This window comes from Xylophilus sp. GOD-11R (assembly GCF_033546935.1).
Classification (GTDB): domain Bacteria; phylum Pseudomonadota; class Gammaproteobacteria; order Burkholderiales; family Burkholderiaceae_C; genus Xylophilus.
In genome coordinates this window covers 1,864,157-1,887,953 of sequence record NZ_CP137854.1, presented here as the reverse complement: position 1 = coordinate 1,887,953, position 23,797 = coordinate 1,864,157, and the positions used below count along the sequence as shown (strand labels likewise).

Genomic DNA, 23,797 nt, shown 5'->3' with positions numbered 1-23,797 from the left:
ACTATCGCAAAAACGCGCCGACAGCATTCGTTGCCAAGCGCCGAGTCATATCCACGGCTTCACCAAACTGGAGATTGGCCGTCACTTCGTATCCGCCAGGACTCATTACTGCTGCGGGGCCTTCAACGGCCTCTCCGACCAAGACGGTCGCCAGCGGCTCAGACTCTAGCTCAATCCCGTTCACAAATGCAGTGGCAATTACTGCAGCCCAATGCTCGGTCCCGTCGTCAGTTTGCCCAAAGATGGCCTTGAAGCCTTTTACCTCGGACGTCGAAAGGTCATGACAAAGCCCATTAAGGGCATTGATTTGATAAGCTGAAAAACCAAGTGATGCGGCCATTTGTAAACTCGTTAGTGAGGCGGCCAATGTAATTGATGCGCTGACGGGCAGAACGTCCCGCCTGATTGATTCTTGGCAAGACAAAGGGGGAGCCGATTGCCCGGGTCTATTATAGTGAATTGCTGTTAGTGATTTTATTATAGTGAAATGCTTCACTTTATCTAGGGCTTTTTTAGAAGGTCCGACAGCGCTGAATGAGGCCCAAAGCAGTACGGAGCGTGCAGAATCACCTCAGTGTTAACGACTACAGGGATAGGAAATGAAGTTGAACTGGGACATTGTTCGAGACGTGCTGGGAGAGGTCGAAGACCTACCAGCCAGCCAGCAGCAGCAATTCACATACGTCGCGGTGTGGCGTGACGAAGGCGAGAGCGCCGTTAAGGCTCGACACGCGTTCCTGCTCAGGGACGGGGGCTTCTTGAAAGGTGTGGACGCGGACACGATGGAAAGCCAGACGTTGCTCGCTCCAGAACTGACTTGGGCAGGGCATGAGCTTCTGGCGACAATCCGTTCAAAGGTCGTCTGGGAGCGTGTCAAGGCAATGGCGAAGACTAAAGGGCTCGCGCTCACGTTCGAGCTTGTGAAGATCGGTGGGAAGATGGCGTTGGAGCAAGTCATGAGGGGCGGCGGGGACACGGATTCGGCACCGTGATCGGTGCTCCATAGGCACCTACTTCAACCAAACATTAGCGGATAGCTGTATGAGGATTCGTCCAAACGTATCAGTTTTGACTGAGGCTCGAGCTTGTTTGTAGTTTCGACTTTACCTAATACACGACCGTCGCTCGCCAAATGCCTCGAGTAATAGTGAAAATTCAAAATCAAAAGCGCACCCATTGCATTTAATACGTTTTGGAGACTGGCCAGCTCGAAACAGTTGCCACGCTCGTGTTTGACCGCGTTATAGCCTTTCCACCAACCCGGGGATTTTGGGGGCGCATCGCCCCAAGCCGACCATGGCGTGAAACTCATTCCGTATCTTGGGATGCGTACGGATTCGTTTGAGAGACTACTCAGCTCCGGCATCAGTATTTCCCTGTAGTGGCCGATATTTCCCGCCTCAGCAGCCGGGTCAACCTGCGTACAAATCAATTTTGCAAGAACGTCCACCTCCGAAGCTGCAGCCATTAACAAATGCGCGAGCTCCACCGAGAAAACCGCCAAATTTCTTTCGTCGAACTCGATATATCGTGCTAGCAAATCAAGATCATCCTCCAGAGCAAGAAAATAGTTCCAATGTTTTTTACTAGTCTCACTACGAATTACCAACATATTCTCCGAATTTATCTAATTGCAGGGGCAAGCACTCGGTTCCAAAAACCTCTGCTAGAGGAAGTCCTCAACCCTGCTGGGCATACTGCTGGACCTTGATCAACGACTAGACGCAAGATGAGGCGAACCCTAGTACGCTATTTAAAGTTCGGACGCTGGTCCAGCGATTTCGCCAATTCGGCCAAAGCGCCTGCAAGTAGTTCCTGTGTTGCAATGGCTCTCGCCGTCAGTGCGGGGTCCGAAGGAAATTGCGTAACCTCCATCGAAAGCGGTTGCCTTCCCGCGAAAAAGGCAAGGGCCGTCTCGCGTAATGCAATTTGCTGTTGCTCGTTACGCCCGTGAGCCTCTGGCGAATAACTTCCGGTCTGAAGCTCCTGACGGTCAAAGCTATACCCAACGGCAACAGCCATCTTCTCAAGAAGGTTAACGAAAAGTTCTTCGGCTCGCCCTTGGAACCTCGCAAGAGCTTCCCCTTCAGTTGCGCGTTCTGCAGGAGGAGGCGAGAGATGTCGCCGGTAGTTCATCCACGCCTCGCGGACCAATTGAAACGTTCGTGGATGCCATCTTAAAAGCCAGAAGCCTCGGTCATAAAACGTGAGGTCAATGCTATTCAGAGCGCCCACGTGTTCGTGAGAAAGTCTGGACTGTCTGGTGGCCATTAGTGCGGCGAAAACGGCCTCGCGCCGCTTCTTATCTTCACCCAACGCCTCCACCAGCTTTTGTACCTGCACTGCCAGGATGGGCCCGAGAACGGCTCCGCTCACAATCAGCCACTCGTTTGCGCCCATGTCAGTAAAGCTCATGCCCACCGATAACCCCCTTTCGGTTCCACTCAAAAACAAGCAACACCGCTGCCCTTTGATGGCATTATTGCTTGCCGCTCTCTGTAGCACTTCTACGCGATTACCTTAGTGCGACACCCTATCTAAGCTGTTGATTTGTCTAGACAATTCTTTGGCGCAGTAAGGCTCGTCAACCTCATTCGAAAACCCAGTTTCACCGTGTCGGCATGCGCTTGCCGGCCGGCTGAAACTGCGGCGTTTTCATCGCTGGCGGCGACGATGACCGTCGAAGCCTCGACTCTGTTTCTTTTTGCGACGCCTCCATCTGGAGTGCCATCGGCCGATGGATGGGCCGCCATGCCGAGGCGCCACCGAGGTTTTCACCCGCTGGAAAGTTCACCGCCCGGGGCATATGCTGCCCCATGGACCCGAACAAGCCCCCCAAGCCCCCCACCGGCAGGCCTTCATGGGTGAACTCCGACTACCGCAAGCGCATGGAGAACGCGGCCAGGAAAACCTGGCTGGACCATCCCGTCACCTTGTGGATCTTCGCGGTAATCGCGGTCGTCATCGTCGGCGCCATCGTGACCCACGCGCTGGACTGGTGGAATTTTCCCGGCGAAGACACGCCGATCGTCAAGCGCCCACGCTAGCGCCCGGCGACAATTCCCGGTCTATCGCGCAGCAAGCCAATCGACGACACCCTCACCCGCCACCACGCCGCCCGCCATGGCGGCGGTGATCAGGTAGCCGCCGGTCGGCGCCTCCCAGTCGAGCATTTCTCCAGCACAGAAAACACCGGGCAGCGCCTGCGACATGGCCCGCTCGTCCAGTCCCTCGAACGCCACGCCGCCCGCGGTGCTGATGGCCTCGTCGATCGGACGCGTGGCCCGCAGCACGATCGGCAGACCCTTGATCGCAGTGGCCAGCGCGTCGGCATTTCCCAGCGCCTGCTTGTCGAGCAGTTCGTGCAGCAGCGCCGACTTGATGCCGTCGAGGCCCAGCCGGCTCTTGAGATGGCTCGACAACGATCGTGATCCGCGTGGGTGGCGAACCTCCGCCAGCACTTTCTCGGCACTGAAGTCCGGCAGCAGATCGAGATGCAAGGTGGCGCTGCCGTCCCGCTCGATGGCGTCGCGCAACGGGGCCGATGCGGCGTAGACCAGGCTGCCTTCGATGCCGGTGGCGGTGGCGACGAATTCGCCACGCCGCGAGAAGTCGCCGAAGCGAATCGCCACCGACTTGAAGGGCTGGCCGGCGAAACGTTCCGAGAAAAAGGCGCTCCAGCCCGGCGCGGCGGCATCGCGGCCGACCACGTCGAAGCCGCAGTTGGCCGGCCGCAAGGGCGCGACCGGCACGCCGGCCTGGCGCAACGGCTCGGCCCAGGCGCCGTCCGATCCGAGCCGCGCCCAGCTCGCTCCACCGAGCGCCAGCACCACCGCCCGCGCGGCGACGGTTTGCGACGACCCATCGGCCGACGCGAAGCTGAGCGACAGCGCGCCGCGCCCGCATGCCGGCGCGAAGCCGGTCCAGCGGCTGCGCATCCTGAACACCACTCCCGCGCTGCGCAGCCGGTGCAGCCAGGCGCGCAGCAGCGGCGCGGCCTTCATGTCGGTCGGGAACACCCGTCCCGAGGTGCCGACGAAAGTCTCCACGCCCAGGCCGTGGGCCCAGTCACGAACCGCCTGCGCACCGAAGCGCTGCAGTTGCGGCTCGATCTGCGCCCGGCGCTGGCCGTAACGCCCGGCGAACGATTCGGCGGGCTCGGAATGGGTGAGGTTGAGGCCGCCCTTGCCGGCCAGTAGGAACTTGCGGCCGACCGAGGGCATGCGGTCGTGCACGACCACGGGCAGCCCGGCCGCCGACAGCACTTCGGCCGCCATCAACCCGGCGGGCCCCGCGCCGACGACGATGACCGGCGCCGCATCGGAAACGGTTGGCTGAAGGGAGGCGGCGGGAGAGGAAAGTTCGGTCATGCGCGGGAGTCGTGAAGAAAGTCAGCCAGTCAGAAAAGCTCGGTCTGCCAGCCGTCGCCCTTTGCAGGCGATGCCGCCGACACGGGTGCGTCGGCGGGGGGCATGTTCTGAGGGCTCGGCCGGTCGTCATCGTCGCCCAGCACCACGAGCGTGCCCTGCCCGGTGAGGAACGCCGCGAAAACCGGTTGTCCGGGCGACGCCGCACGCACCGCCGCGCGGTATCCGGCGAGCTGCGCGCGCAGCGCCGGCTGGCGCTCGGGCCGCACGGCGGACTTGAAGTCCAGCACCCACCATTCGCCGCTTTCGCGCTTGCGCACCAGCCGATCGATACGCAGGGTGTCGCCTTCGAACACCAGCGGCACCTCGTTGCCCTGCCAGTCGACCTGCGCCTCGTCCCAGGCCCAGCGGCCTTCGCCGCCGCGCACCCGGAAGGCCAGCCGGCTCGCCTGCTGCGCCTGTTCGTCGTTCAGGCCGAATTCCCGCGCGACCGCGGCCTGCTGCACCTCGCCGTAACCGGCGTCGTCGGCCGGCGACCATTCGAGCAGGCGGTGCATCGCCAGGCCGATGTCGGCATCCAGGCGGCGTTGCTCGACCGGCTCGGGGGCGGCGTCGTCCGCGAGATCCGGCGGCAGGGGCCAGTCGATCGGCACGCCGGCGGGCAGCAGCGGCAAGGCGGGCAGCGGGTAATCGGCAATGGCGACCGACGCCCGCGCGGTAACCGCGCCGGCTGCCACGTCGTCCATCGCCTCCCAGGTCTCCAGCTCGATCGGCTCGCACAGATCGTGCAGCCGGCGCCACCAGCTCAGTGGATTGGCCCGGTGCGGCTCGCACGACGACAGCACCAGCTGCCGCCGCGCCCGCGTCATGGCGACGTACAGGCCGTTGATCTCCTCGCGCTGGCGTTCCGCGCGCTCGGCGGCCACGGCGGCGGCCACGCTCGGCGGCGGCGCGCTTTCGCTGGCCAGGAACACGAAGGACCGCGGCGCCGACGCCTCGCCCGGCCAGTCGACCAGCACGCCCATGGTTTCGCTGCGCGTGGCCTGGCCGTCGGTGTCGAGCATCAGCACTAGGTCGGCCTCCAGCCCCTTGGCGCCGTGCACCGTCAGCAGCCGCACGGCGTCTGGCTCGGTACGCACCGGCGCGGGCACGCCGCCGGCCTTGAGTGCGCGGACAAAGGCATAGGGCGTGGCGAAGCGCCCGCCGTCGAGCGCCAGCGCGGTGCCGGGCAAGGCCCGCAGCCGGGCGATCATGGTGTCGCGCATGGCCACAGGCACGGCCGCCGCGTAGCGCGCGAGCACATCGCCGTCGTGAAAGATCGCGTCGATGGCGTCGTGCGGCGGCAGCCGGTTCACCCAGCGCTGCCAGCGCAGCAGCACCGGCGCGACGGCGGCGATGTGGGGCGCCAGTCCGGCGGATTCCGCCTGCAGCACCGCCAGCCAGTGCTGCTCGCCGGCCCCGGCATCGGCCAGCCGCTGGCGCGCCAGGGCGATCTGCACCAGATCGGCATCCTCCAGTCCGAACAAGGGCGAGCGCAGCGCGCGCGCCAGCGAAACGTCGTGGCCGGGCGAAACCAGCGCATCGAGCAACGCCACGATGTCCTGGACCTCGGGGGCATCGCACAGGTCCGCCTTCTCGGGCTGCTGCGCCGGCACCTGCACGTCGCGCAAGGCGTCTTCCATGGCCGACAGCGCGGCGCGGCGGCGCGACAGCACCATCACCTCGCGCGGAGAGATGCCGTCGGCGATCTGCGTGGCGAGCCAGCTCGCGGCCTGTCGGCATTCGCGGTGGCGCAGGGTCTCCTCGGGAAGCACCCGCGGCGTGGTGAGGCTGTCGCGCCAGGCGGGCCGATCCTGCCGGTCGTCCGTGCCGTCTTCGCGCGGCACGGCGGGCAGCCGCCGCACCGCACCTGCCTGGCTCGACTCGGTGGTGTGGTCGCGAAAGCCCGCGTATTCGCCGGCGGACTGGGCCGTGTCCATGGCGGCGTTCACCGCCGAAATCACCGCTGGCGCATTGCGACGGGTGTGGTCGCAGGCCAGGCGGTCGCCGCCCAGGCCTTCGACCACGAAGCGCTGCGCCGCCCGAAACACCTGCGGCTCGGCGCGGCGAAACCGGTAGATGCTCTGCTTGGGATCACCCACCAGGAATACGCCGAGCCCGCCGCCGCCCGCGCCCGCATAGCCCGACAGCCAGGCCTGCAGCGCCTGCCATTGCAGCGGATTGGTGTCCTGGAATTCGTCCACCAGCAGGTGCCGCACCTGCGCATCGAGCCGCTGCTGCACCCAGCCGGACATGACCGGATCGGACAGCAGCAGCTGTGCAGCCTGCTCAACGTCGTTCATGTCGATCCAGCCGCGCTCGCGCTTCACGCCCGCGTATTCGGCCAGCAGCACGCGGGCCAGGCGGACCATGCGCTGCTGGTGCTCCCGGGCCTCGTGCTGCGCCTGGGCGGCGACATACGCCATCACCAGTTCCTGCGCGGCCTGAACGCTGTGCAGGCCGACGAGCTTCTCGGAGAACTTGCGCGGCTCGCCTTTCTGGGTGAGCAGCGCGGCGCAGACGCCGGCCGCGTCACCCGCGGTGACCGCCTGTTCCAGCTCGACGCCCTTGGCGACGAAGGTCTTGGCGCTCGCGGCGCCAAGAGCGGCCGAAGCGGCATACAGGCGCGGCGCGTGCAGCAACAAGGCGGCGGCCGGGGTTTCGGCGGACGGGTCCGCGCCCGGCCAGGCGCTCGGCCACGGCTCGACCGAGGTCTCGACCACGCCGTCCGCATCGGCCAGGGCGAATTCCACCCGGCGGCCGAGCGCGGCCTCCAGCGCCTTGAGCGTCTGGCTGCGGCCATGCAGCGCGACGGCGGCATGGAAGTCGGCACGCAGGGCGTCGTCGTACTGCACCATCGCGAAGAAGGGGCGCCAGACCCGCGCCACGGCCTGCGAGTCGTCTTCGAGCAGCTGGTATTGCGCCGGCAGGCCCAGGCGTTCCAGCAGGGCCAGCGGTGCGGCGCGCAGCAGCGAGGCGAACCAGCCGTGGAAGGTGCGGATCTGCACCGGCCGGCCGGCCGTCAGCACCGACTGCTGCAAGCCTTGCAGCCGCCGCGCCAGCGTGCCGTCGGCCAGGGCCTGCGCCGGCAGACCGCGCGCTTCGAGCTCCTGGCGCAGCCGCTCGGGCGCGTGCCCGGCGAACTCCGCCATCCATTCGTGCAGGCGTTCGCGCATTTCGCCGGCCGCCTTCTTGGTGAAGGTGATGGCCAGGATCTCGTGCGGCGCGCAGCCGTCGAGCAGTGCGCGCAGGATGCGCGAGACCAGCATCCAGGTCTTGCCGGCGCCGGCGCAGGCCTCCACCGCCACGCTGCGACGGGGGTCGCAGGCGATCGCATAGAAATCGGCGCGATCGACGCGCCGTCCGTTGTGTTCGTAAGCTAGATCGCTCAAGCGACGCTCCAGAAATCCTTGCGGCACAGGCCGCGGGCGGCGCAGAAATCGCACACCTGCCCTTCGCCGAGCGGCGGCATGGGCGCGCCCTCGGCCACCCGCTCGAGGTCGTGCAGCATGCCTTCGACCAGCATTTCGCGCGCGTCCAGCACGTCGGTCTGCTCGACGGTGGTCGTCTTGCCGCGCTCGCCCACGTTCACATAGGCCGCACGCAGGGTGCCGTGCGGCAGCAGCGCGGCGTAGAAAGCGAGCTGCGTGTCTTCGTCCGGGCGCTTGATGCGCTCCTGCGTGACCGACAGGCTTTCGGTCTTGTAGTCGATGACGAAGCTGCCTTCTTCCGCCGACAGCTGCCCGGCGCGGTCCACCCGGTCGATCTGGCCGATGAGCGTGAGCTCGCCGATCGATTGCTCGTGCCACCCCTCCGATGCGTCGAAGCGCAGGCCTTGGGATTCGTGCGCGGCCAGCCAGTCGAGATAACCCCGCCGAACCTGCGGCCAGGCCGCGGCGAAGGGCAGGAACTCGTCGGGCGACAGGCGCTGCTCGGCCAGCACCGCTTCGGCCGCCTGCTCCATCAGGGCGAGCCGGGCCGCGTCGTCGGTGGCGCCCTGCTCGGCCAGCAAGGCGTGGAACTGGCTCAGCACCGCGTGCAGCCAGAGGCCGAAGTCGCGCTTGTCCAGTTCGGCGTCGAGTTCATCCGCATCCTGCAGGCGCAGCTGACGCATCGCAAAGAAGCGGTAGGGGCACTTGCGCAGGTCTTCGTAGGCGCTGGCCGAGATCCGGCGTACCGGCAGCTGATCGCCCTGGGGCCGAGGCACCGCCGTGGGCCTGGACGCCACCTGGCGCTGCTGCCTGGGATCGTCGCCCTCGACAGCGGCGCCGGGCGTGGCCTGCAGGGCGATGACCATGGGGCTGGGCAACACCGCCTCGCCACCATCGTCGCCGGTGCGCCAGAGCAGGTCGACCTGCGGCGCCAGCAGCAACTGGCGCCATTGCAGCGCCAGCGCCGTCTGCAGCGCGGCCCGGTCGGCCAAGCCGAGCGCCTCGCGCTGCGGCTGCGTCCAGGCGCCGACCGGGTCGGGCGATGCGGCCAGCCGGCGCTCGTCGCAACCCGGCGCGACCAGTGCCGCGAACGGTCGCCCCGGCAGCTGACCGATCGCCACCACCGAGACTTGCGCGGCGTCGGATTCGTCGTCGGGCGCTGCCGGGCGAAAGCTCTCGGCTTCCAGCGCCTGCTCCACCCACGCCGTGAACTCGAACAATTCGAGCCGGCGCTCGCCGCCGGGCACCGCGTCCAGGCTGCGTTCCAGCGCCGCCTGCGCCGCGCCTTCGAGCCGCAATACCGCCACGACCTGCCGGCCCGCGGCATCACGCCGTAACGCGGTCCACTGGCCGCTGGCGTCGAGCAACGCACGCAATCCGGCGAGCCAGGCCGACAGGGGCCGCCCCCGCTGCATCGCCCGACGCAAGGTGTCGATGTCCTCGACCAGCGGGGGGACCGCCGCATACGCCTTGTTCGCCGGCACGAACCAGCCTTCCCACTGGCGGGCGCCGGCGCGGCGCAGCGCGGATTCCAGAGTGCGCAGGGCGGCCGGCTCGAAAGTGGGCGACTGTTTGAGCCAGCCCAGCACCGCGTCGCCCGACGCCAGACGGGCGCAGGCGCGCAAGGCACCGGCCACCTGCGCGGCGGCGCTGGTGGTCGAGAGCTTCCAGCCGCTTTCGTCGTGCAAGGTGGCACCACAGGCGCGCAGCATGGCGCTGATGCGGCGGGTGAGCGCGCGGTCCTGTGACACCAGGGCGACCGGCAAGCGGCCGGCCTCCAGATGGCCGAGCACGCAGGCTGCGGCGCGGCCGGCCTCGTCCTCGGCGTCGGCGCAGGCGTGCAAACGGGCCGGCTGCGCGGCTTGCGCCGACGACAGCAGCGATATCCGCGTGACCACCCGGCCGGCCGACTCCCAGCGCGCCGCCAGCGCCTGGGCCAATGGATCCGGCGCCGCGCCTTCGACCACGACCATGCAGCGCAGACCTGTTGCGGCCTGCTCGGTGAACAGCGGGTCGGTGGCGTGCGTGGACGACAGCGCCCATTCGAACGCGATGCGCGCGACCGCCGTTTCGTAGGCCAGCACCGGGCTTTCGAGCCCCGCGCCGATGGCCGCGCGCGCGGTCTCGCCCCAGGCGGATCGCGCATCGGGCGGCACCGCCGCGACGGCGCGCGCCAATTGCTGGGCCGCCTCCACCAGCGGCGCAGCCAGGGCGCGGCGCTGGTCCTGCAGGCCGGCTTGCTGCAACAGGCCGGCTGCGGTGATCAGGTCGCGCGCCGTGTCCAGCGTGACATCCGGCGGCTCGCTCGGTATGGCGCCGAGCGTGCGCGCCCAACCGGTCAGCGTATCGAAGCGCGGCGCGAAACCCGAGGCGCGGTGTGCCGACCACGCAGCGCGCGCGCAGGGCAGCAGGCTGGGGTACGGCAGCACGACGAGGGCTTGCGACGGGTGGATCTTCGCCCTCGCCAGCGCGGCATCGATCAGGGCGGCGATGCCCTCCTGCGGGTGGTTCCAGTGGGCGTGTGCCGGGTGGTGCGCCGAGCCGGCAGCAACGCTTTTTCCTATGCCGGCCATAGCCTGCCTATGCCCGACGAAAGGGCTTGGGTTCTGTCACAATGACCGCCACTTCTGCGATCCCATCCATCCAAACCAGGACTTTCGCCATGGCAAGCGACCTCATCAAACATATCTCCGATTCTTCCTTCGAGAGCGACGTGCTCCAGGCCGACAAGCCGGTGCTGGTCGACTACTGGGCCGAATGGTGCGGCCCTTGCAAGATGATCGCGCCTATCCTCGATGAAGTATCGGCGAGCTACAAGGACAAGCTGCAGATCGCCAAGATGAACGTCGACGAAAACCGGGACATCCCGGCCAAGTTCGGCATCCGCGGCATCCCCACGCTCATGCTGTTCAAAAGTGGCCAGCTCGCGGCCACCAAGGTCGGCGCCCTGAGCAAGGCCCAGCTCACCGCTTTCCTGGACGAGCAGCTCGCTGCCTGATCGCACTTCGTTGCCCGCCTCCGCATCCGGTAGGCGGGCGATTTTGTAACGCCGCGCGCATCGCCCCGGCCGCCGCCCGAGCCCCCCGTTTTTTGCTGTCATAATCAGCTTTCGGTCCAAGCCCAAACGGCTTCACCCGACCAGCCTCCGGCCCCGCGAGAACGCTCTCTCGCTTTCGCCGAAATCCCCCCGACTGATCCGCACCTGACACTCCTCACGGAGTCTTCACATGCACCTTAACGAACTCAAGGCACTGCACGTGTCCGAGGTCCTCAAGCAGGCCGAAGAACTCGAAATCGAAAACACCGGCCGCATGCGCAAGCAAGAGCTGATGTTCGCGATCATCAAGAAGCGCGCAAAGGCAGGAGAGCAGATCTTCGCCGACGGCGTGCTCGAGATCCTGCCCGACGGCTTCGGCTTCCTTCGCAGCCCGGACACCAGCTTCACCGCCAGTACCGACGACATCTACATCTCGCCGAGCCAGGTGCGCCGCTTCAACCTGCACACCGGCGACATGATCGAGGGCGAGGTCCGCACGCCCAAGGACGGCGAGCGCTACTTCGCGCTGACCAAGCTCGACATGGTCAACGGCGGCCCCGCCGAGAACAACAAGCACAAGGTGATGTTCGAGAACCTCACGCCCTTGTTCCCCAAGGAGCAGATGAAGCTCGAGCGGGACATGAAGGGCGAGGAGAACATCACCGGCCGCATCATCGACATCATCGCCCCCATCGGTCGCGGCCAGCGTGCCCTGATCGTGGCGCCGCCCAAGAGCGGCAAGACGATGATGATGCAGCACATCGCCCACGCCATCACCGCCAACAATCCGGACGTGCACCTGATGGTGCTGCTGGTCGACGAGCGGCCCGAGGAAGTGACCGAGATGCAGCGCACGGTTAAGGGCGAAATCATCGCCTCGACCTTCGACGAACCCGCGGCGCGCCACGTACACGTGGCCGAAATGGTGATCGAGCGGGCCAAGCGCCTGGTCGAGCTCAAGAAGGACGTCGTCATCCTGCTCGACTCCATCACCCGCCTGGCCCGGGCCTACAACAACGTGGTGCCGTCTTCGGGCAAGGTGCTCTCCGGCGGTGTCGACTCCAACGCGCTGCAGCGCCCCAAGCGCTTCTTCGGCGCGGCCCGCAAGGTCGAGGAAGGCGGTTCGCTGACCATCATCGCCACCGCGCTGGTCGACACCGGCAGCCGCATGGACGAAGTCATCTTCGAAGAGTTCAAGGGCACCGGCAACAGCGAAATCCACCTGAACCGCCGCCTGTATGAAAAGCGCGTGTTCCCGGCCATCGAGCTCAACAAGTCGGGCACCCGCCGCGAAGAGCTGCTGCTGGCGCCCGAGATCCTGCAGAAGACCCGGATCCTGCGACAGTTCATGTACAACATGGACGAGATCGAGTCGATGGAGCTGATGATCAAGAACATGCGGGCGACCAAGACCAATGTCGACTTCTTCGACATGATGAGGCGCGGCGGGTAACTTCGGCCCCCCAGGCTACGTACTTCGTGTCTTCGCCTGACACCCTTCCGGGGGCGGCGGGCTGGCTTGGCAGCCTCGCTGTCTCGCCCGTGAGGCAGTCGGCGGGCTTCGCCGCCTCCTGACCCTCTGAGGGTGTGCACTTGTCGGTTGATCGAAGCCGGGCTCTGCCCGGCTTTTTGCTTTTGTGCTGGCGGCGAAGCGGCAGGTTACAGGCGCGGTCGGACAGCGGCGCACCATGGTTGCAAGGAGCGACACCATGGCACAGACGGTCAGCGATTTCTTTTGGGAACGGCTTCATCAATGGGGCGTCCGGCGCATCTTCGGATATCCGGGCGACGGCGTGAACGGCCTGCTCGGCGGACTGCAGCGGGCGGGCGACAAGTTCGAGTTCGTGCAGGTGCGGCACGAGGAAATGGCGGCGTTCATGGCCAGTGCCCATGCCAAGTTCACCGGTGAACTCGGTGTGTGCCTCGCCACCTCCGGGCCCGGCGCCTCGCATCTGGTCACCGGCCTCTACGACGCCCGGCTCGACCATGTGCCGGTGCTCGCCATCGCGGGGCAGCAGGCCCGCACCGTCCTCGGCTCGCACTACCAGCAGGAGGTCGACCTGCCTTCGCTGTTCAAGGACGTGGCCGGCGACTTCTGCGAAACCGCGATGGTCCCGTCGCAGGTGCGGCATCTGGTCGACCGGGCGGTGCGTATCGCGCTGGGGCGGCGCCGGGTCACGGCCCTGATCTTTCCGAACGACCTGCAGGAACTGCCGATGGAACAGCCGCCGCGCAAGCACGGCTCGGTGTTTTCCGGAGCCGGCTGGTCGGCGCCGGTCGTGGTGCCGGCGGCCATCGACCTGCATCGGGCGGCCGAGGTGCTCAACAGCGGCAAAAAGGTCGCGCTGCTGGTTGGCGCGGGCGCCAAAACGGCCACCGACGACATCATCGAGGTGGCGGACCGGCTGCAGGCCGGCGCGGCCAAGGCGCTGCTGGGCAAGCAGGTGCTGCCGGACGACCTGGCCTGGGTGACCGGCTCCATCGGCCTGCTTGGCACCGAGCCGAGCTACAAGATGATGATGGAGTGCGACACCCTGCTGATGCTGGGCTCCGGTTTTCCCTATGCCGAGTTCCTGCCCGAGGAAGGCGCGGCGCGCGGCGTTCAGGTCGATCTGGATCCGGGCATGCTGTCGGTGCGCTACCCGATGGAAGTCAATCTCACCGGCGACGTGTCGGCCACACTGCGCGCACTGCTGCCGCTGCTGCACCAGAAGACTTCCACCGGCTGGCGCGAGGACATCGCCGGCTGGAACCGCGACTTCGACCGAATCCTGCTCGACCGCGCCATGGTCGACGCGAACCCGGTGAACCCCCAGCGCGTCTTCACCGAACTATCGCCCCGCCTGCCGGAGCAGGCCATCGTCACCAGCGATTCCGGGTCCTGCGCCAACTGGTATGCACGCGACTTGAAGATGCGACGCGGCATGATGGCGTCGCTATCCGGCGGGTTGGCGTCGATGGGCGCGGCGGTGCCCTATGCCATCGCTGCCAAGTTCGCCTTTCCGGATCGTCCGGTGATCGCCCTGGTGGGCGACGGCGCGATGCAGATGAACAACATGGCCGAACTGATCACGGTCACCAAGTACTGGCGGCAGTGGGCCGACCCACGCTTCATCGTGATGGTGCTCAACAACCAGGATCTGAACCAGGTCACCTGGGAGCAGCGCATCATGGAAGGCAATCCCAAGTTCGAGGCGACGCAGAACGTGCCGGACGTGCCCTACCACCGCTTCGCCGACCTGATCGGGCTGCGCGGCATCTACGTCGACAGCCCGGACGCCCTCGGCGCCGCCTGGGACCAGGCGCTGTCCAGCGACCGCCCGGTGGTGCTGGAAGTGCGCACCGATCCCGAAGTGCCGCCGCTGCCGCCGCACATCACCTTCGATCAAGCGAAGAAATTTGCCGAAACGCTGGTCAAGGGCGATCCACGAGAAGGATCGCTGATCGGCAACACCGTTCGCCAAGTGTTGAGCCGTTTCTTTGCCAAGCATTGAGTGCCTATGCGATAATCGAAGGCTATTCAGCAGAAAGTGCTTCGCAACGGGTGTGAAGTGGCTCCTGCAGCAGAACTGCAAAGGACTTTCGTCATGAAAGAAGGCATTCACCCCAATTACCGCGAAGTGTTGTTCGTCGACCTGTCGAACGGCTTCAAGTTCGTTACCCGTTCCTGCGTGAACACCCGCGAAACCGGCAAGACCGACGACGGTCGCGAGCTGCCGCTGTTCAAGCTGGATACCTCCAGCGAATCGCACCCCTTCTATACCGGCACCCAGAAGTCGGTCGACAACATGGGCGGCCGCGTCGAGCGCTTCCGCAACCGTTTCGGCAAGACCACCGGCGCTGTTGCAGCCAAGTAAGCCGGTCTTCCGACCTACACAGAAAAGCGCGGCTCGGTCCGCGCTTTTTTGTGCCTGCTTCATTCGTGGTTCGTCTATTTGCTAGCGAGCCGGTTCGCCTTACCTTCACTCGCGTCCGCTCCCTGCGGATATGCCAAACTCCCCCGCGTGAATCTTCCGTCGCCCGCCATCGTCGCCCAGAACGCAGTCCGACGACTGCCCCGATCCCTGCTGCTGGCCTTCTGCGTGACCTGGGTGCTGGCCGGATTCATCGGCCGCGGTCCCTGGAAAAACGCCGACATCAGCGCGTTCGGCTACATGCTCGAACTGGCGCGCGGCAACACCGACTGGCTCCACCCGACACTCGGCGGCTTCGCCCCGGAAACCGACGGCCTGCTGCCCTATTGGCTGGGCGCCTGGGCCTTGAAGATCGCACCGGCCTGGCTGCCGCCGGACTTCGTCGCCCGCGTGCCATTCGGCATTCTGCTGGCGCTCACGCTCACCGCCACCTGGTACGCCGTGTACGCGCTGGCCCGCCACCCCGGCGCACAACCGGTAGCCTTCGCCTTCGGCGGCGAGGCATTGCCCAAGGACTACGGCCGCGCGATCGCCGACGGCGGCCTGCTGGCCCTGATCGCCTGCCTGGGCCTGGCGCAGTTGGCGCACGAAGGCACCGCCTATCTCACCCAGCTGGCGTTCTGCACACTCACTTTCCTGGCCCTGGCATCCGCGCCCTGGCGCCCGCTGCTGGCGATCAACAGTCTGGCCGCGGGGCTGGCAGGGCTGGTGCTTTCCGGTGCACCGGCGCTGGCGGTGATGTTCGGCGCCGGCGGCGCCTTGTTGGCGTGGCTGGAATCGCGCGACTCGACCAATCCGCCGGAACAGATGGCGCATTACCGCCGCAGCGCGCTGGTGTCGACCGTTTTCGTGGTGCTGGCTGCTGCCCTGGCTTGGGGCCTGGGCCTCTGGAAGTGGCGGGTCGCAGCGCCGCAGGAAGGTGAATGGGGCAGCCTCGGCCGCTTGTTGCTGTGGTTCACCTGGCCTTGCTGGCCGCTGGCGATCCTCACGCTGTGGCGCTGGCGCCGTCACTGGGCGGGCCGCACCCTGCACCGCCATCTGCTGCTGCCGATCGGCTTCGCCGTCATCACCATCGCCGCCACGCTGACCACCCAGCCGGCCGACCGCGCCCTGCTGCTCGGGCTGCCGGCCCTCGCGGCACTTGCGGCGTTTTCGCTGCCCACGCTCAGCCGCAGCTTCAGCGCGTTGATTGACTGGTTCACCCTGCTCTTCTTCACCGGCGGCGCCATCATCATCTGGGTCATCTACCTGGCGATGCTGACCGGCTGGCCGCGCCAGCCGGCGGCCAATGTCGCCAAGCTCGCGCCGGGTTTCGTCGCCAACTTTTCATGGCCGACCTTTCTGGTAGCGCTGGTAGCGACCATCGCATGGGGCGCGCTGGTGTGGTGGCGCGCCGGACGTCAGCGCCATGCGCTTTGGAAAAGTCTGGTGCTTCCCGCCGGCGGCGCCGGCCTGGGCTGGCTGCTGCTCATGACGCTGTGGCTGCCGTTGCTGGACTACGCCCGCAGCTACGCGCCGCAGGTCGACCGCATCGTCGCCATCACCGGCCCTGACGTTTGCGTGGAATTCGAAGGTTTCAGCCGCGCGCAGATCGCCGCCTTCCTGTACCACGGCAGGCTGCGCATGGCGCCGCTGGGTACCGCCAGGCCGCGCTGCGACTGGGCGATGGCCAACGTCGACGGCGCCGACCCGTCGCCCGCCACCCGGCGGGCCATGGCCGCCCGGGGCTGGAAATCGGTCGCGCAAGTGCCGCGCCCGGCCGACCGCCGTGACACCGTCGAGCTCTACCGCCGCACTGCGCGCTGACGCGATGGCCGTCAGCTCCCTGCCGGCGCAGGATTCCGGCGAATTTCGCTCCATCGCCCGCCATGCCCTCACGGTGCTGGCCGGCCAGATGGCGGTGATGGCCTTCGGGCTGACCGACACCATCGTCGCCGGCCGCCATTCCGACGCCTCTTTGGCCGCGCTGTCGATCGGCTCGGCGATCTACGTCAGCATCTACGTCGCACTCACCGGCTCGATCCAGTCGCTGCTGCCGGTGTGGGCCGAGCTGCACGGCGCCGGCAAGCCCGACGCGCTGGGACGCTCGGTCCGGCAGTCGGCCTACCTGTGGTTGCCGGCGTCGGCGCTCGGGATACTGGTGCTGCTGGCGCCCGGCCCGCTGTTGCGCGTGGTGCAGGTGCCGGCCGACATGCGGGCCGATGTGGTGGGCTATCTCCACATCCTCGCCTGCGCCCTGCCCTTCGCGCTGCTGTTCCGCATCTACGGCACGCTCAACCAGAGCCTGGGCAAGCCGGTGCTGGTGACCTGGCTGCAGATGGCTTCGCTCGTCGTCAAGGTGCCGCTGTCGGCGCTGCTGGCGCTGGGCTGGGGCGGCGTGCCGGCAATGGGCGCGGTCGGCTGCGCATGGGCCACGCTGGTGGTCTATGTGCTCATGGCAGCGGTGTCGCTGGCGCTGCTGCGCTGGCAGCCGCTCTACCAGGGCTTCGGCCTCTGGCGCCGCCTCGAGGCACCGCATGCGCCCACGCTCGCGGCATTCGCCCGGCTCGGCGTGCCGGCCGGGCTGTCCTATCTCGTCGACGTCACCTCGCTGACCTTGATGGCTTTGTTCATCGCGCGCCAGGGCACGGTGCCCACCGCCGCCCACCAGATCGCCGCCAGCATGGCCGGCATGCTCTACATGGTGCCGCTGTCGCTGGCCATCGCGACCAGCGCGCGGGTCGGCTACTGGCTCGGCGCGGGCCGGCCCGAACGCGCGCGCCGCGCGGTCGCCACCGGCATGAAGACGACCGCCTGCCTGGCCCTGGCGATGGCTGCGACGCTGTGGCTCGCCCGCGGCCAGATCGCCGGCCTCTACAGCGCCAACGCGGCCGTCGCCACGCTGGCGGCGAGCCTGCTGGGCTGGGTCGCCCTGTTCCACCTGGGCGACGCCATCCAGTGTTTCTGCGCCTTTGTGCTGCGCTGCTGGCGCATCACCATCTCGACCTTCGCGGTGTACGCACTGATGCTCTGGGGTGTGGGACTGGGCGGTGGTTATGCCCTGGCCTACACCGACTGGTTCGGCCCGGCCTGGCGATCACCGCAGGCCTTCTGGCTGGCCGGTGGCAGCGCGCTGTGGCTCACGGCTGCGGCGTTCTCGGCGATGCTGGCGTTGACGCTGCGGCGCCGCGGCTGAAGGCCGCCCAGCCGCGCCGAGTCCGCATCAGCGGTTCTGCGCGGCGGCGGCGGCTTCCACACGCACCCGCATCGCCGGGAAGACCAGCGAGAAGGTCGACCCCGCCCCCACCTGGCTCACGATGCGCAAGCGCCCGCCGTGGCGCTGCATCACGTGCTTGACGATGGCCAGACCCAGTCCGGTGCCACCGGTCTCACGCGAGCGGCTGCGATCGACGCGGTAGAAGCGCTCGGTCAGCCGCGGAATATGTTCGGAGGCCACGCCCGGCCCGGTGTCACGCACCGAGATCTCCCCTTCGCCGAGCGTGCCACGCGCCGAGTCGCTGCCATCGAGCACCGTCCACGCAACGCTGATGGTGCCGCCGGCCGGCGTGTAGCGGATGGCATTGCCCACCAGGTTGGACAGAGCGCTGCGCAGCTCCTGCGGCGCGCCCAGCAGGCTGGCGCCGCCCAAGCCATCGGCTGCCGGAAACACCAGCGTGTGCCGGCGCCCGAGCACCGTCGACAGCGCCTGGCCTTCCTGCTCGCATTGCGACAGCAGCAGCGCCAGCGGCATCGATTCGGTACGGCCGGGTGGCGGGCTGCCTTCCAGGCGCGACAGCGTCAGCAAATCGCTCACCACACCTTGCATGCGACTGGCCTGCTGGGCCATCAGGCCCAGGTAATGCGCGCGCTCTGCGGTTTCCAGCGGCAGGGTCTGCAGGGTTTCGACGAAGCCGGTGAGCACCGTGAGTGGGGTGCGGATCTCGTGCGACACATTGGCCACGAAGTCGCGTCGCATCGCCTCGGCCTGCTCCACGGCAGTGACGTCGCGCGACAGGATGAGCGTGCGGCCTTCGCCGTATCGATGCAGGTTGACCGCCAGCCGAACCGGTCGCGCACCGGTGCTGCGGCTGCCCGGCATGGTGATGCCGGACGAAAAGTCGCCGCCCGACCAATACGCCACGAAGGCCGGGTCGCGCACCAGATTGCCGATGGACTGCATCAAATCGCGCTGCGCCTCGATGCCGAAATGCTCGGTCGCCATCTGGTTGCACCACTCGATATGGCCGCCGGCGTCGAGCAGCACCACGCCGTTGGGCGATGCCTGCAGCGCAGACAGGATGTCGTCCAGTCGCGCCTGGCTCTGGCGCAAGGCACGTTCGGACTCGCGCGCGCGCCGGCGCGAGCGGTCGACCACCTCGCCCCATACGCCGCGCAGCACCGGTGCCTCGGCGGCGACCGAGCCATTGCGCAGCCACACCAGCAGGCGCCGGGCGCGGTGCAGATCCCAGAAAAACGCCAGCCAGGCCGACACGGCCATCGCAGCCGTCAGACAGAAAGCGGTATGCCAAAGGCCCGCATCAAGCGGGCCCTGGGTTGCCAGCCAGGCGCCGACCGCGAGGCCGGCCGCCTGCCAGGCGAAGAACATCAAAAGCCGCGCGATCATGCCGAGGCCGGCTTCACTGGGCTTGCGCCTGGGTCTGGACGAGCGAGATGGCAGGTTGCGCGGTGGCGCGATAGCCGGCGCCGCGCACGGTCTCGACCATGGTGCCGGCCGAGCCGAGCGCCTCGCGCAGGCGCTTCACATGCACGTCGACCGTACGCTCCTCGATGAAGACGTGGTCGCCCCACACCTTGTCGAGCAGCTGGGTGCGGCTGTGCACCCGTTCGGCGTGGCGCATGAGGTAGTGCAGCAGCTTGAACTCAGTGGGCGCCACCTTCAGGGGCTGGCCGCCGTAGCTGACCCGGTGGGTCGCCGCGTCGAGCACCAGCGCGCCGAGCGACACCGTGTCGGCCAGCTGCTCCGGTGCGCGGCGGCGCAGCACTGCGCGGATGCGGGCCAGCAGCTCCTGCGTGGAAAAGGGCTTGGTGACGTAGTCGTCGGCACCGGCATCGAGCCCGGCCACCTTGTCGGGCTCGTCGCCACGCGCGGTCAGCATCAGGATCGGAACGCCTTTGGTACGGGCGTCGGCACGCCATTTGCGCGCCAGCATCAGGCCGCTGGTGCCGGGCAGCATCCAGTCGAGCAGGATCACGTCTGGCAGCACGGCGTCGAGCTCGCGCTGCGCGGCCTCGCCGTCCTCGGCCCAGACCGGCTGAAAGCCGTTGTGGCGCAGATTCACCGCGATGAGTTCGGCAATCGCCGATTCATCCTCGACGATCAGCACCAGGGGCAATTTCTTCATGGATCCAAGATCAGTTAACTAACGGCAGTCCCGGGGACACCGCGGAGCTGGCTTCGCCAGGCCGCAGGTGTCGCCCCCGGCCGGGGGTTGGCGACCACACGAAGTGGGCAAGCCTGGGGGCGAGTCAAAGCACCGCGGATTCGATCGCCTGCATCGACGTGTGGCGCACATCGGTGCCCTTGACGATGTAGATGATGAACTCCGCGATGTTCTTGGCGTGGTCGCCGATGCGCTCGATGGCCTTGGCCAGGAACAGCAGGTCGAGGCTCGCCGAGATCGTGCGCGGGTCTTCCATCATGTAGGTGACCAGCTTGCGCACGAAGCCGTCGAACTCGCGATCGATCTGGTCGTCTTCCTTCAGGATCGCCACGGCGGCGGTCACGTCGAGGCGGGCAAAGGCATCGAGCGCCTTGCGCAGCAAGCCCGAGGCCAGGTCGCCGGCCACGCGCAGGTCGGATGAGGGCAGCGTGCGCGCCGATCCGCTCTCGATGATCGACTTGGCCATGCGCGCGATCTTGTTGGCCTCGTCGCCCACCCGTTCCAGGTTGGCCGTGGTCTTGGAGATCGCGATCAGCAGGCGCAGGTCGCGCGCCGTCGGCTGGCGGCGGGCGATGATGGACGACAGCTCGTGGTCGATCTGGATCTCCATCGCGTTCACCCGGACTTCGGTCTCGACGACTTCGTCGGCGACTTCCGAGCTGAACTGCGACAAGGCGTAGATCGCCTGGCGGATCTGCGATTCGACCAGGCCGCCGAGCTCCATCACGCGGGAGGAGACACCGTTGAGTTCGCTGTCGAACTGCGTCGAGAGATGCTTGTCTGGCATGTTCGTCTCCTGATCAGCCGAAACGGCCGGTGATGTAGTCTTCGGTTTCCTTGCGCTGCGGCTTGAAGAACATCTGTTCCGTCTCGCCGAATTCGACCAGGTCGCCCAGGTACATGTAGGCGGTGTAGTCGCTGCAACGCGCGGCCTGCTGCATGTTGTGGGTGACGATCACCACGGTGTAGTCGTTCTTCAGCTCGGCGATGAGCTCCTCGACCTTGGCGGTGGAGATCGGATCGAGTGCCGAACAGGGCTCGTCGAGCAGCAGCACTTCCGGGCGGATGGCGATGCCGCGCGCGATGCACAGGCGCTGCTGCTGGCCGCCGGAGAGGCCCGAGCCGCTCTGGTGCAGCTTGTCCTTCACTTCAGTCCACAGTGCCGCCTTGCGCAGCGCCCATTCGATGCGCTCGTCCATGTCGGTGGCATTGAGGTTCTCGAACAGCTTCACGCCGAAGGCGATGTTGTCGCGGATCGACATCGGGAACGGCGTCGGCTTCTGGAACACCATGCCGACCTTGGCGCGGATCAGCGCCACGTCCTGCTTGGAGGTCAGCAGGTTCTCGCCGTCCAGAATGATCTGGCCTTCGGCGCGCTGCTCCGGGTAGAGCTCGAACATGCGGTTGAAGGTGCGCAGCAGCGTCGACTTGCCGCAGCCCGAAGGACCGATGAAGGCGGTGACCTTCTTCTCGGGAATTTCCAGATTGATGCCCTTCAGGGCGTGGAACTTGCCGTAGTAGAAGTTCAGGTCCTTGACCGAGATCTTCGACGGGCCGAGGGAGGGCTTGCCGGCCTGCTGGGGGCGCACCGGGGAGTTCATCGTTGCGGACATGATGATTACCTTACTTTTGCCGCGTCACGACGCGGGCGAGGATATTGAGGCCGAGCACCGCGACGGTGATCAGGAAGACGCCGGCCCAGGCCAGCTGCTGCCAGTTTTCGTACGGGCTCATCGCGAACTTGAAGATGGTCACCGGCAGGCTGGCCATCGGCTTGGACAGGTCGGCGTTCCAGAACTGGTTGGACAGCGCGGTGAACAGCAGCGGAGCGGTTTCGCCGGCGATGCGGGCCACGGCCAGCAGCACACCGGTGATGACGCCGGCGCGGGCTGCACGCAGAGTGATCATCGAGATGACCTTCCACTTGGGCGTGCCCAGGGCGTAGGCGGCTTCGCGCAGTCCGGACGGCACCAGCATCAGCATGTTCTCGGTGGTGCGGATCACCACCGGAATCACAATCAGCGCCAGGGCCAGAATGCCCGCGTAGGCCGAGTAGCTCTTGAAGCGCGAGACCACGACCGCATACACGAACAGGCCGATCACGATCGACGGTGCCGACAGCAGGATGTCGTTGACGAACCGGGTCACCGAAGCGAGCCATCCGCGGGTGTCGTATTCGGCCAGGTAGACGCCGGCCATGATGCCGATGGGGGTGCCGACGAAAGTCGCCAGCATTACCATCACGCCAGAGCCGAAGATCGCATTGGCCAGCCCGCCCTCTTCGTTGGGTGGCGGGGTCGATTCGGTGAACAGCGCGAAGCTGAGGCCGCCGATACCCAGACGCAGGGTTTCCCAGAGGATCCAGATCAGCCAGAAGACGCCGAAGGCCATGGCCACCAGCGAAAGTGCCAGGGCGATGGTGTTGACGCGCTTGCGCGAAGCGAAACGCGCCCGGCGGGTTTCGGCCAGTTCGGCCGCGTCGATGAGACGTTGTCCGGTGGTGGCGGTATTCACGACTTGGCTCCTTCGCTCTTCTTCAGGCGCGCCAGCAGCAGCTTGGACAGCGACAGCACGACGAAGGTGATAAAGAACAGCACCAGACCCAGATAGATCAGCGATGCCTGATGCAGCCCTTCGCCGGCTTCGGCAAACTCGTTGGCCAGGGCCGAAGTGATGCTGTTGGCGGCTTCGAAGACAGACAGCGAATTGAGCTGGTTCATGTTGCCGATGACGAAGGTCACCGCCATGGTTTCACCGAGCGCGCGGCCGAGGCCGAGCATGATGCCGCCGAGCACACCGGTCTTGGTGAAGGGCAGCACCACCTTGAAGACGACTTCCCAGGTGGTCGAACCCAGGCCGTAGGCGGATTCCTTGAGCAGCGGCGGCGTCACTTCGAACACGTCGCGCATCACCGAGGCGATGAACGGGATGATCATGATCGCCAGGATGATGCCGGCGGCCAGGATGCCGATGCCCACCGGAGGGCCGGAGACGAAGGCGCCCAGCAGGGGCACGCCGTTGAACATCTTCTGCAGCGGCTGCTGCACATAGGTCGCCAGGATCGGGCCGAACACCATCAAACCCCACATGCCGTAGACGATGGAAGGCACCGCAGCCAGCAGCTCGATGGCGGTGCCCAGCGGGCGCTTGAGCCAGGACGGCGACAGTTCGGTGAGGAACAGCGCGATGCCGAAGCTCACCGGCACGGCGATCAGCAAGGCGATGATGGAGGTAGCCAGCGTGCCGTAGATCATCACCAAGCCGCCGTAGTCGTTCTGGACCGGGTCCCAGACGCTGCGCACGAAGAAGGTGAGCCCGTACTTGGAAATCGACGGCCACGCGCCGACGACCAGCGAGCCGAGGATGCCGAGCAGCAACGCCAGGGTCAGCAAGGCCGCGCCGCGGGCTAGCATGCCGAAGAGACGATCGGCGAGCGCGCCGGTGAGGCGCGAGCGCGGAGCGGGAGATGGATTCATGGTGGCTCCACGCCCCGACGTTCGGGCGGGCGCATGGGTGACCGGCAGTGTAGAGGACACGTTATTCGCCTCGGTTGGTCAGCAGGTTCGACGTCCGGGAAATGCCGGCGTGCAACGGAAAAACGGGGATGGTCGTTTCACCATCCCCTCAC

Annotated in this window: 20 protein-coding genes; 8 read left to right on the top strand and 12 right to left on the bottom strand. The window is 66.6% G+C overall.

Features of this window, described 5'->3' with window-relative positions; all coding sequences use genetic code 11:
- Nucleotide 1: 1 nt before the first annotated feature.
- Nucleotides 2-340 carry a hypothetical protein gene (locus tag R9X41_RS08835; protein ID WP_318634504.1) on the bottom strand — a complete coding sequence of 113 codons (339 nt, stop codon included), beginning with the start codon at nucleotides 338-340 and terminating at the stop codon, nucleotides 2-4.
- A gap of 259 nt (nucleotides 341-599) precedes the next feature.
- Here R9X41_RS08835 and R9X41_RS08830 point away from each other — a divergent pair, with 259 nt between their 5' ends.
- Complete coding sequence (locus tag R9X41_RS08830; protein WP_318634503.1) at nucleotides 600-992, top strand: DUF2513 domain-containing protein; 393 nt, start codon at nucleotides 600-602, stop codon at nucleotides 990-992.
- Nucleotides 993-1,015: 23 nt separating this feature from the next.
- Here R9X41_RS08830 and R9X41_RS08825 read toward each other — a convergent pair whose 3' ends face one another.
- Both R9X41_RS08825 and R9X41_RS08820 read right to left on the bottom strand, forming a co-directional pair.
- A complete protein-coding gene (locus R9X41_RS08825) occupies nucleotides 1,016-1,612 on the bottom strand; it encodes a hypothetical protein (RefSeq protein ID WP_318634502.1) in 597 nt (198 codons plus the stop codon).
- Between the two features lie 137 nt (nucleotides 1,613-1,749).
- Nucleotides 1,750-2,415, bottom strand: coding sequence for a DUF6680 family protein (locus R9X41_RS08820; RefSeq protein ID WP_318634501.1), 666 nt, complete (start codon nucleotides 2,413-2,415; stop codon nucleotides 1,750-1,752).
- Between the two features lie 449 nt (nucleotides 2,416-2,864).
- Here R9X41_RS08820 and R9X41_RS08815 point away from each other — a divergent pair, with 449 nt between their 5' ends.
- On the top strand, nucleotides 2,865-3,047 hold the full coding sequence (locus tag R9X41_RS08815; protein ID WP_318634500.1) for a hypothetical protein: 183 nt from the start codon (nucleotides 2,865-2,867) through the stop codon (nucleotides 3,045-3,047).
- Between the two features lie 21 nt (nucleotides 3,048-3,068).
- Here R9X41_RS08815 and R9X41_RS08810 read toward each other — a convergent pair whose 3' ends face one another.
- From R9X41_RS08810 to R9X41_RS08800, 3 genes are read right to left on the bottom strand one after another with little or no spacing between them, the layout of a single operon-like run.
- A complete protein-coding gene (locus R9X41_RS08810; protein ID WP_318634499.1) occupies nucleotides 3,069-4,370 on the bottom strand; it encodes a TIGR03862 family flavoprotein in 1,302 nt (433 codons plus the stop codon).
- 29 nt (nucleotides 4,371-4,399) lie between these two features.
- Nucleotides 4,400-7,798 carry a UvrD-helicase domain-containing protein gene (locus R9X41_RS08805; RefSeq protein WP_318634498.1) on the bottom strand — a complete coding sequence of 1,133 codons (3,399 nt, stop codon included), beginning with the start codon at nucleotides 7,796-7,798 and terminating at the stop codon, nucleotides 4,400-4,402.
- Nucleotides 7,795-10,410 (bottom strand): PD-(D/E)XK nuclease family protein, encoded by a 2,616-nt coding sequence (locus R9X41_RS08800; RefSeq protein ID WP_318634497.1) that lies wholly within the window; start codon nucleotides 10,408-10,410, stop codon nucleotides 7,795-7,797. Before R9X41_RS08800 ends, R9X41_RS08805 begins: the two co-directional genes overlap by 4 nt.
- A gap of 89 nt (nucleotides 10,411-10,499) precedes the next feature.
- On the opposite strand from R9X41_RS08800, the gene trxA reads away from it, so the two are divergent.
- From trxA to R9X41_RS08770, 6 genes are all read left to right on the top strand, one after another.
- Nucleotides 10,500-10,835 carry a thioredoxin TrxA gene (gene trxA / locus R9X41_RS08795; RefSeq protein WP_318634496.1) on the top strand — a complete coding sequence of 112 codons (336 nt, stop codon included), beginning with the start codon at nucleotides 10,500-10,502 and terminating at the stop codon, nucleotides 10,833-10,835.
- 229 nt (nucleotides 10,836-11,064) lie between these two features.
- Complete coding sequence (rho, locus tag R9X41_RS08790; RefSeq protein WP_318634495.1) at nucleotides 11,065-12,327, top strand: transcription termination factor Rho; 1,263 nt, start codon at nucleotides 11,065-11,067, stop codon at nucleotides 12,325-12,327.
- Nucleotides 12,328-12,583: 256 nt separating this feature from the next.
- A complete protein-coding gene (locus R9X41_RS08785) occupies nucleotides 12,584-14,368 on the top strand; it encodes a thiamine pyrophosphate-requiring protein (RefSeq protein ID WP_318634494.1) in 1,785 nt (594 codons plus the stop codon).
- A gap of 93 nt (nucleotides 14,369-14,461) precedes the next feature.
- Entirely contained in the window at nucleotides 14,462-14,731 is a 270-nt protein-coding gene (locus R9X41_RS08780; protein ID WP_318634493.1) for a type B 50S ribosomal protein L31, read from the top strand.
- Nucleotides 14,732-14,878: 147 nt separating this feature from the next.
- Nucleotides 14,879-16,594, top strand: a complete 1,716-nt coding sequence (locus tag R9X41_RS08775; RefSeq protein ID WP_318634492.1) for a hypothetical protein — start codon at nucleotides 14,879-14,881, stop codon at nucleotides 16,592-16,594.
- 4 nt (nucleotides 16,595-16,598) lie between these two features.
- Nucleotides 16,599-17,963 (top strand): MATE family efflux transporter, encoded by a 1,365-nt coding sequence (locus R9X41_RS08770; RefSeq protein WP_318634491.1) that lies wholly within the window; start codon nucleotides 16,599-16,601, stop codon nucleotides 17,961-17,963.
- A gap of 27 nt (nucleotides 17,964-17,990) precedes the next feature.
- Here the strand turns inward: R9X41_RS08770 and phoR are convergent, their stop codons facing one another.
- From phoR to pstC, 6 genes are all read right to left on the bottom strand, one after another.
- Nucleotides 17,991-19,391 (bottom strand): phosphate regulon sensor histidine kinase PhoR, encoded by a 1,401-nt coding sequence (phoR, locus tag R9X41_RS08765; protein WP_318634490.1) that lies wholly within the window; start codon nucleotides 19,389-19,391, stop codon nucleotides 17,991-17,993.
- 13 nt (nucleotides 19,392-19,404) lie between these two features.
- A complete protein-coding gene (gene phoB / locus R9X41_RS08760) occupies nucleotides 19,405-20,130 on the bottom strand; it encodes a phosphate regulon transcriptional regulator PhoB (RefSeq protein ID WP_318634489.1) in 726 nt (241 codons plus the stop codon).
- Nucleotides 20,131-20,254: 124 nt separating this feature from the next.
- On the bottom strand, nucleotides 20,255-20,956 hold the full coding sequence (phoU, locus tag R9X41_RS08755; protein ID WP_318634488.1) for a phosphate signaling complex protein PhoU: 702 nt from the start codon (nucleotides 20,954-20,956) through the stop codon (nucleotides 20,255-20,257).
- A gap of 13 nt (nucleotides 20,957-20,969) precedes the next feature.
- Nucleotides 20,970-21,770 (bottom strand): phosphate ABC transporter ATP-binding protein PstB, encoded by an 801-nt coding sequence (gene pstB, locus R9X41_RS08750; protein WP_318635180.1) that lies wholly within the window; start codon nucleotides 21,768-21,770, stop codon nucleotides 20,970-20,972.
- Nucleotides 21,771-21,792: 22 nt separating this feature from the next.
- Nucleotides 21,793-22,683 carry a phosphate ABC transporter permease PstA gene (pstA, locus tag R9X41_RS08745; protein ID WP_318634487.1) on the bottom strand — a complete coding sequence of 297 codons (891 nt, stop codon included), beginning with the start codon at nucleotides 22,681-22,683 and terminating at the stop codon, nucleotides 21,793-21,795.
- Complete coding sequence (gene pstC, locus R9X41_RS08740) at nucleotides 22,680-23,645, bottom strand: phosphate ABC transporter permease subunit PstC (protein ID WP_318634486.1); 966 nt, start codon at nucleotides 23,643-23,645, stop codon at nucleotides 22,680-22,682. The genes pstA and pstC overlap by 4 nt, the downstream gene beginning before the upstream one ends.
- Between the last annotated feature and the right edge of the window lie 152 nt (nucleotides 23,646-23,797).

What these genes read in the sequence shown, in the direction of transcription:
- R9X41_RS08835 (WP_318634504.1), bottom strand. Translation starts at nt 340, where the DNA reads ATGGCCGCATCACTTGGTTTTTCAGCTTATCAAATCAATGCCCTTAAT.
- R9X41_RS08830 (WP_318634503.1), top strand. Translation starts at nt 600, where the DNA reads ATGAAGTTGAACTGGGACATTGTTCGAGACGTGCTGGGAGAGGTCGAA.
- R9X41_RS08825 (WP_318634502.1), bottom strand. Translation starts at nt 1,612, where the DNA reads ATGTTGGTAATTCGTAGTGAGACTAGTAAAAAACATTGGAACTATTTT.
- R9X41_RS08820 (WP_318634501.1), bottom strand. Translation starts at nt 2,415, where the DNA reads ATGAGCTTTACTGACATGGGCGCAAACGAGTGGCTGATTGTGAGCGGA.
- R9X41_RS08810 (WP_318634499.1), bottom strand. Translation starts at nt 4,370, where the DNA reads ATGACCGAACTTTCCTCTCCCGCCGCCTCCCTTCAGCCAACCGTTTCC.
- R9X41_RS08800 (WP_318634497.1), bottom strand. Translation starts at nt 10,410, where the DNA reads ATGGCCGGCATAGGAAAAAGCGTTGCTGCCGGCTCGGCGCACCACCCG.
- trxA (WP_318634496.1), top strand. Translation starts at nt 10,500, where the DNA reads ATGGCAAGCGACCTCATCAAACATATCTCCGATTCTTCCTTCGAGAGC.
- rho (WP_318634495.1), top strand. Translation starts at nt 11,065, where the DNA reads ATGCACCTTAACGAACTCAAGGCACTGCACGTGTCCGAGGTCCTCAAG.
- R9X41_RS08785 (WP_318634494.1), top strand. Translation starts at nt 12,584, where the DNA reads ATGGCACAGACGGTCAGCGATTTCTTTTGGGAACGGCTTCATCAATGG.
- R9X41_RS08780 (WP_318634493.1), top strand. Translation starts at nt 14,462, where the DNA reads ATGAAAGAAGGCATTCACCCCAATTACCGCGAAGTGTTGTTCGTCGAC.
- R9X41_RS08770 (WP_318634491.1), top strand. Translation starts at nt 16,599, where the DNA reads ATGGCCGTCAGCTCCCTGCCGGCGCAGGATTCCGGCGAATTTCGCTCC.
- phoR (WP_318634490.1), bottom strand. Translation starts at nt 19,391, where the DNA reads ATGATCGCGCGGCTTTTGATGTTCTTCGCCTGGCAGGCGGCCGGCCTC.
- phoB (WP_318634489.1), bottom strand. Translation starts at nt 20,130, where the DNA reads ATGAAGAAATTGCCCCTGGTGCTGATCGTCGAGGATGAATCGGCGATT.
- phoU (WP_318634488.1), bottom strand. Translation starts at nt 20,956, where the DNA reads ATGCCAGACAAGCATCTCTCGACGCAGTTCGACAGCGAACTCAACGGT.
- pstB (WP_318635180.1), bottom strand. Translation starts at nt 21,770, where the DNA reads ATGAACTCCCCGGTGCGCCCCCAGCAGGCCGGCAAGCCCTCCCTCGGC.
- pstC (WP_318634486.1), bottom strand. Translation starts at nt 23,645, where the DNA reads ATGAATCCATCTCCCGCTCCGCGCTCGCGCCTCACCGGCGCGCTCGCC.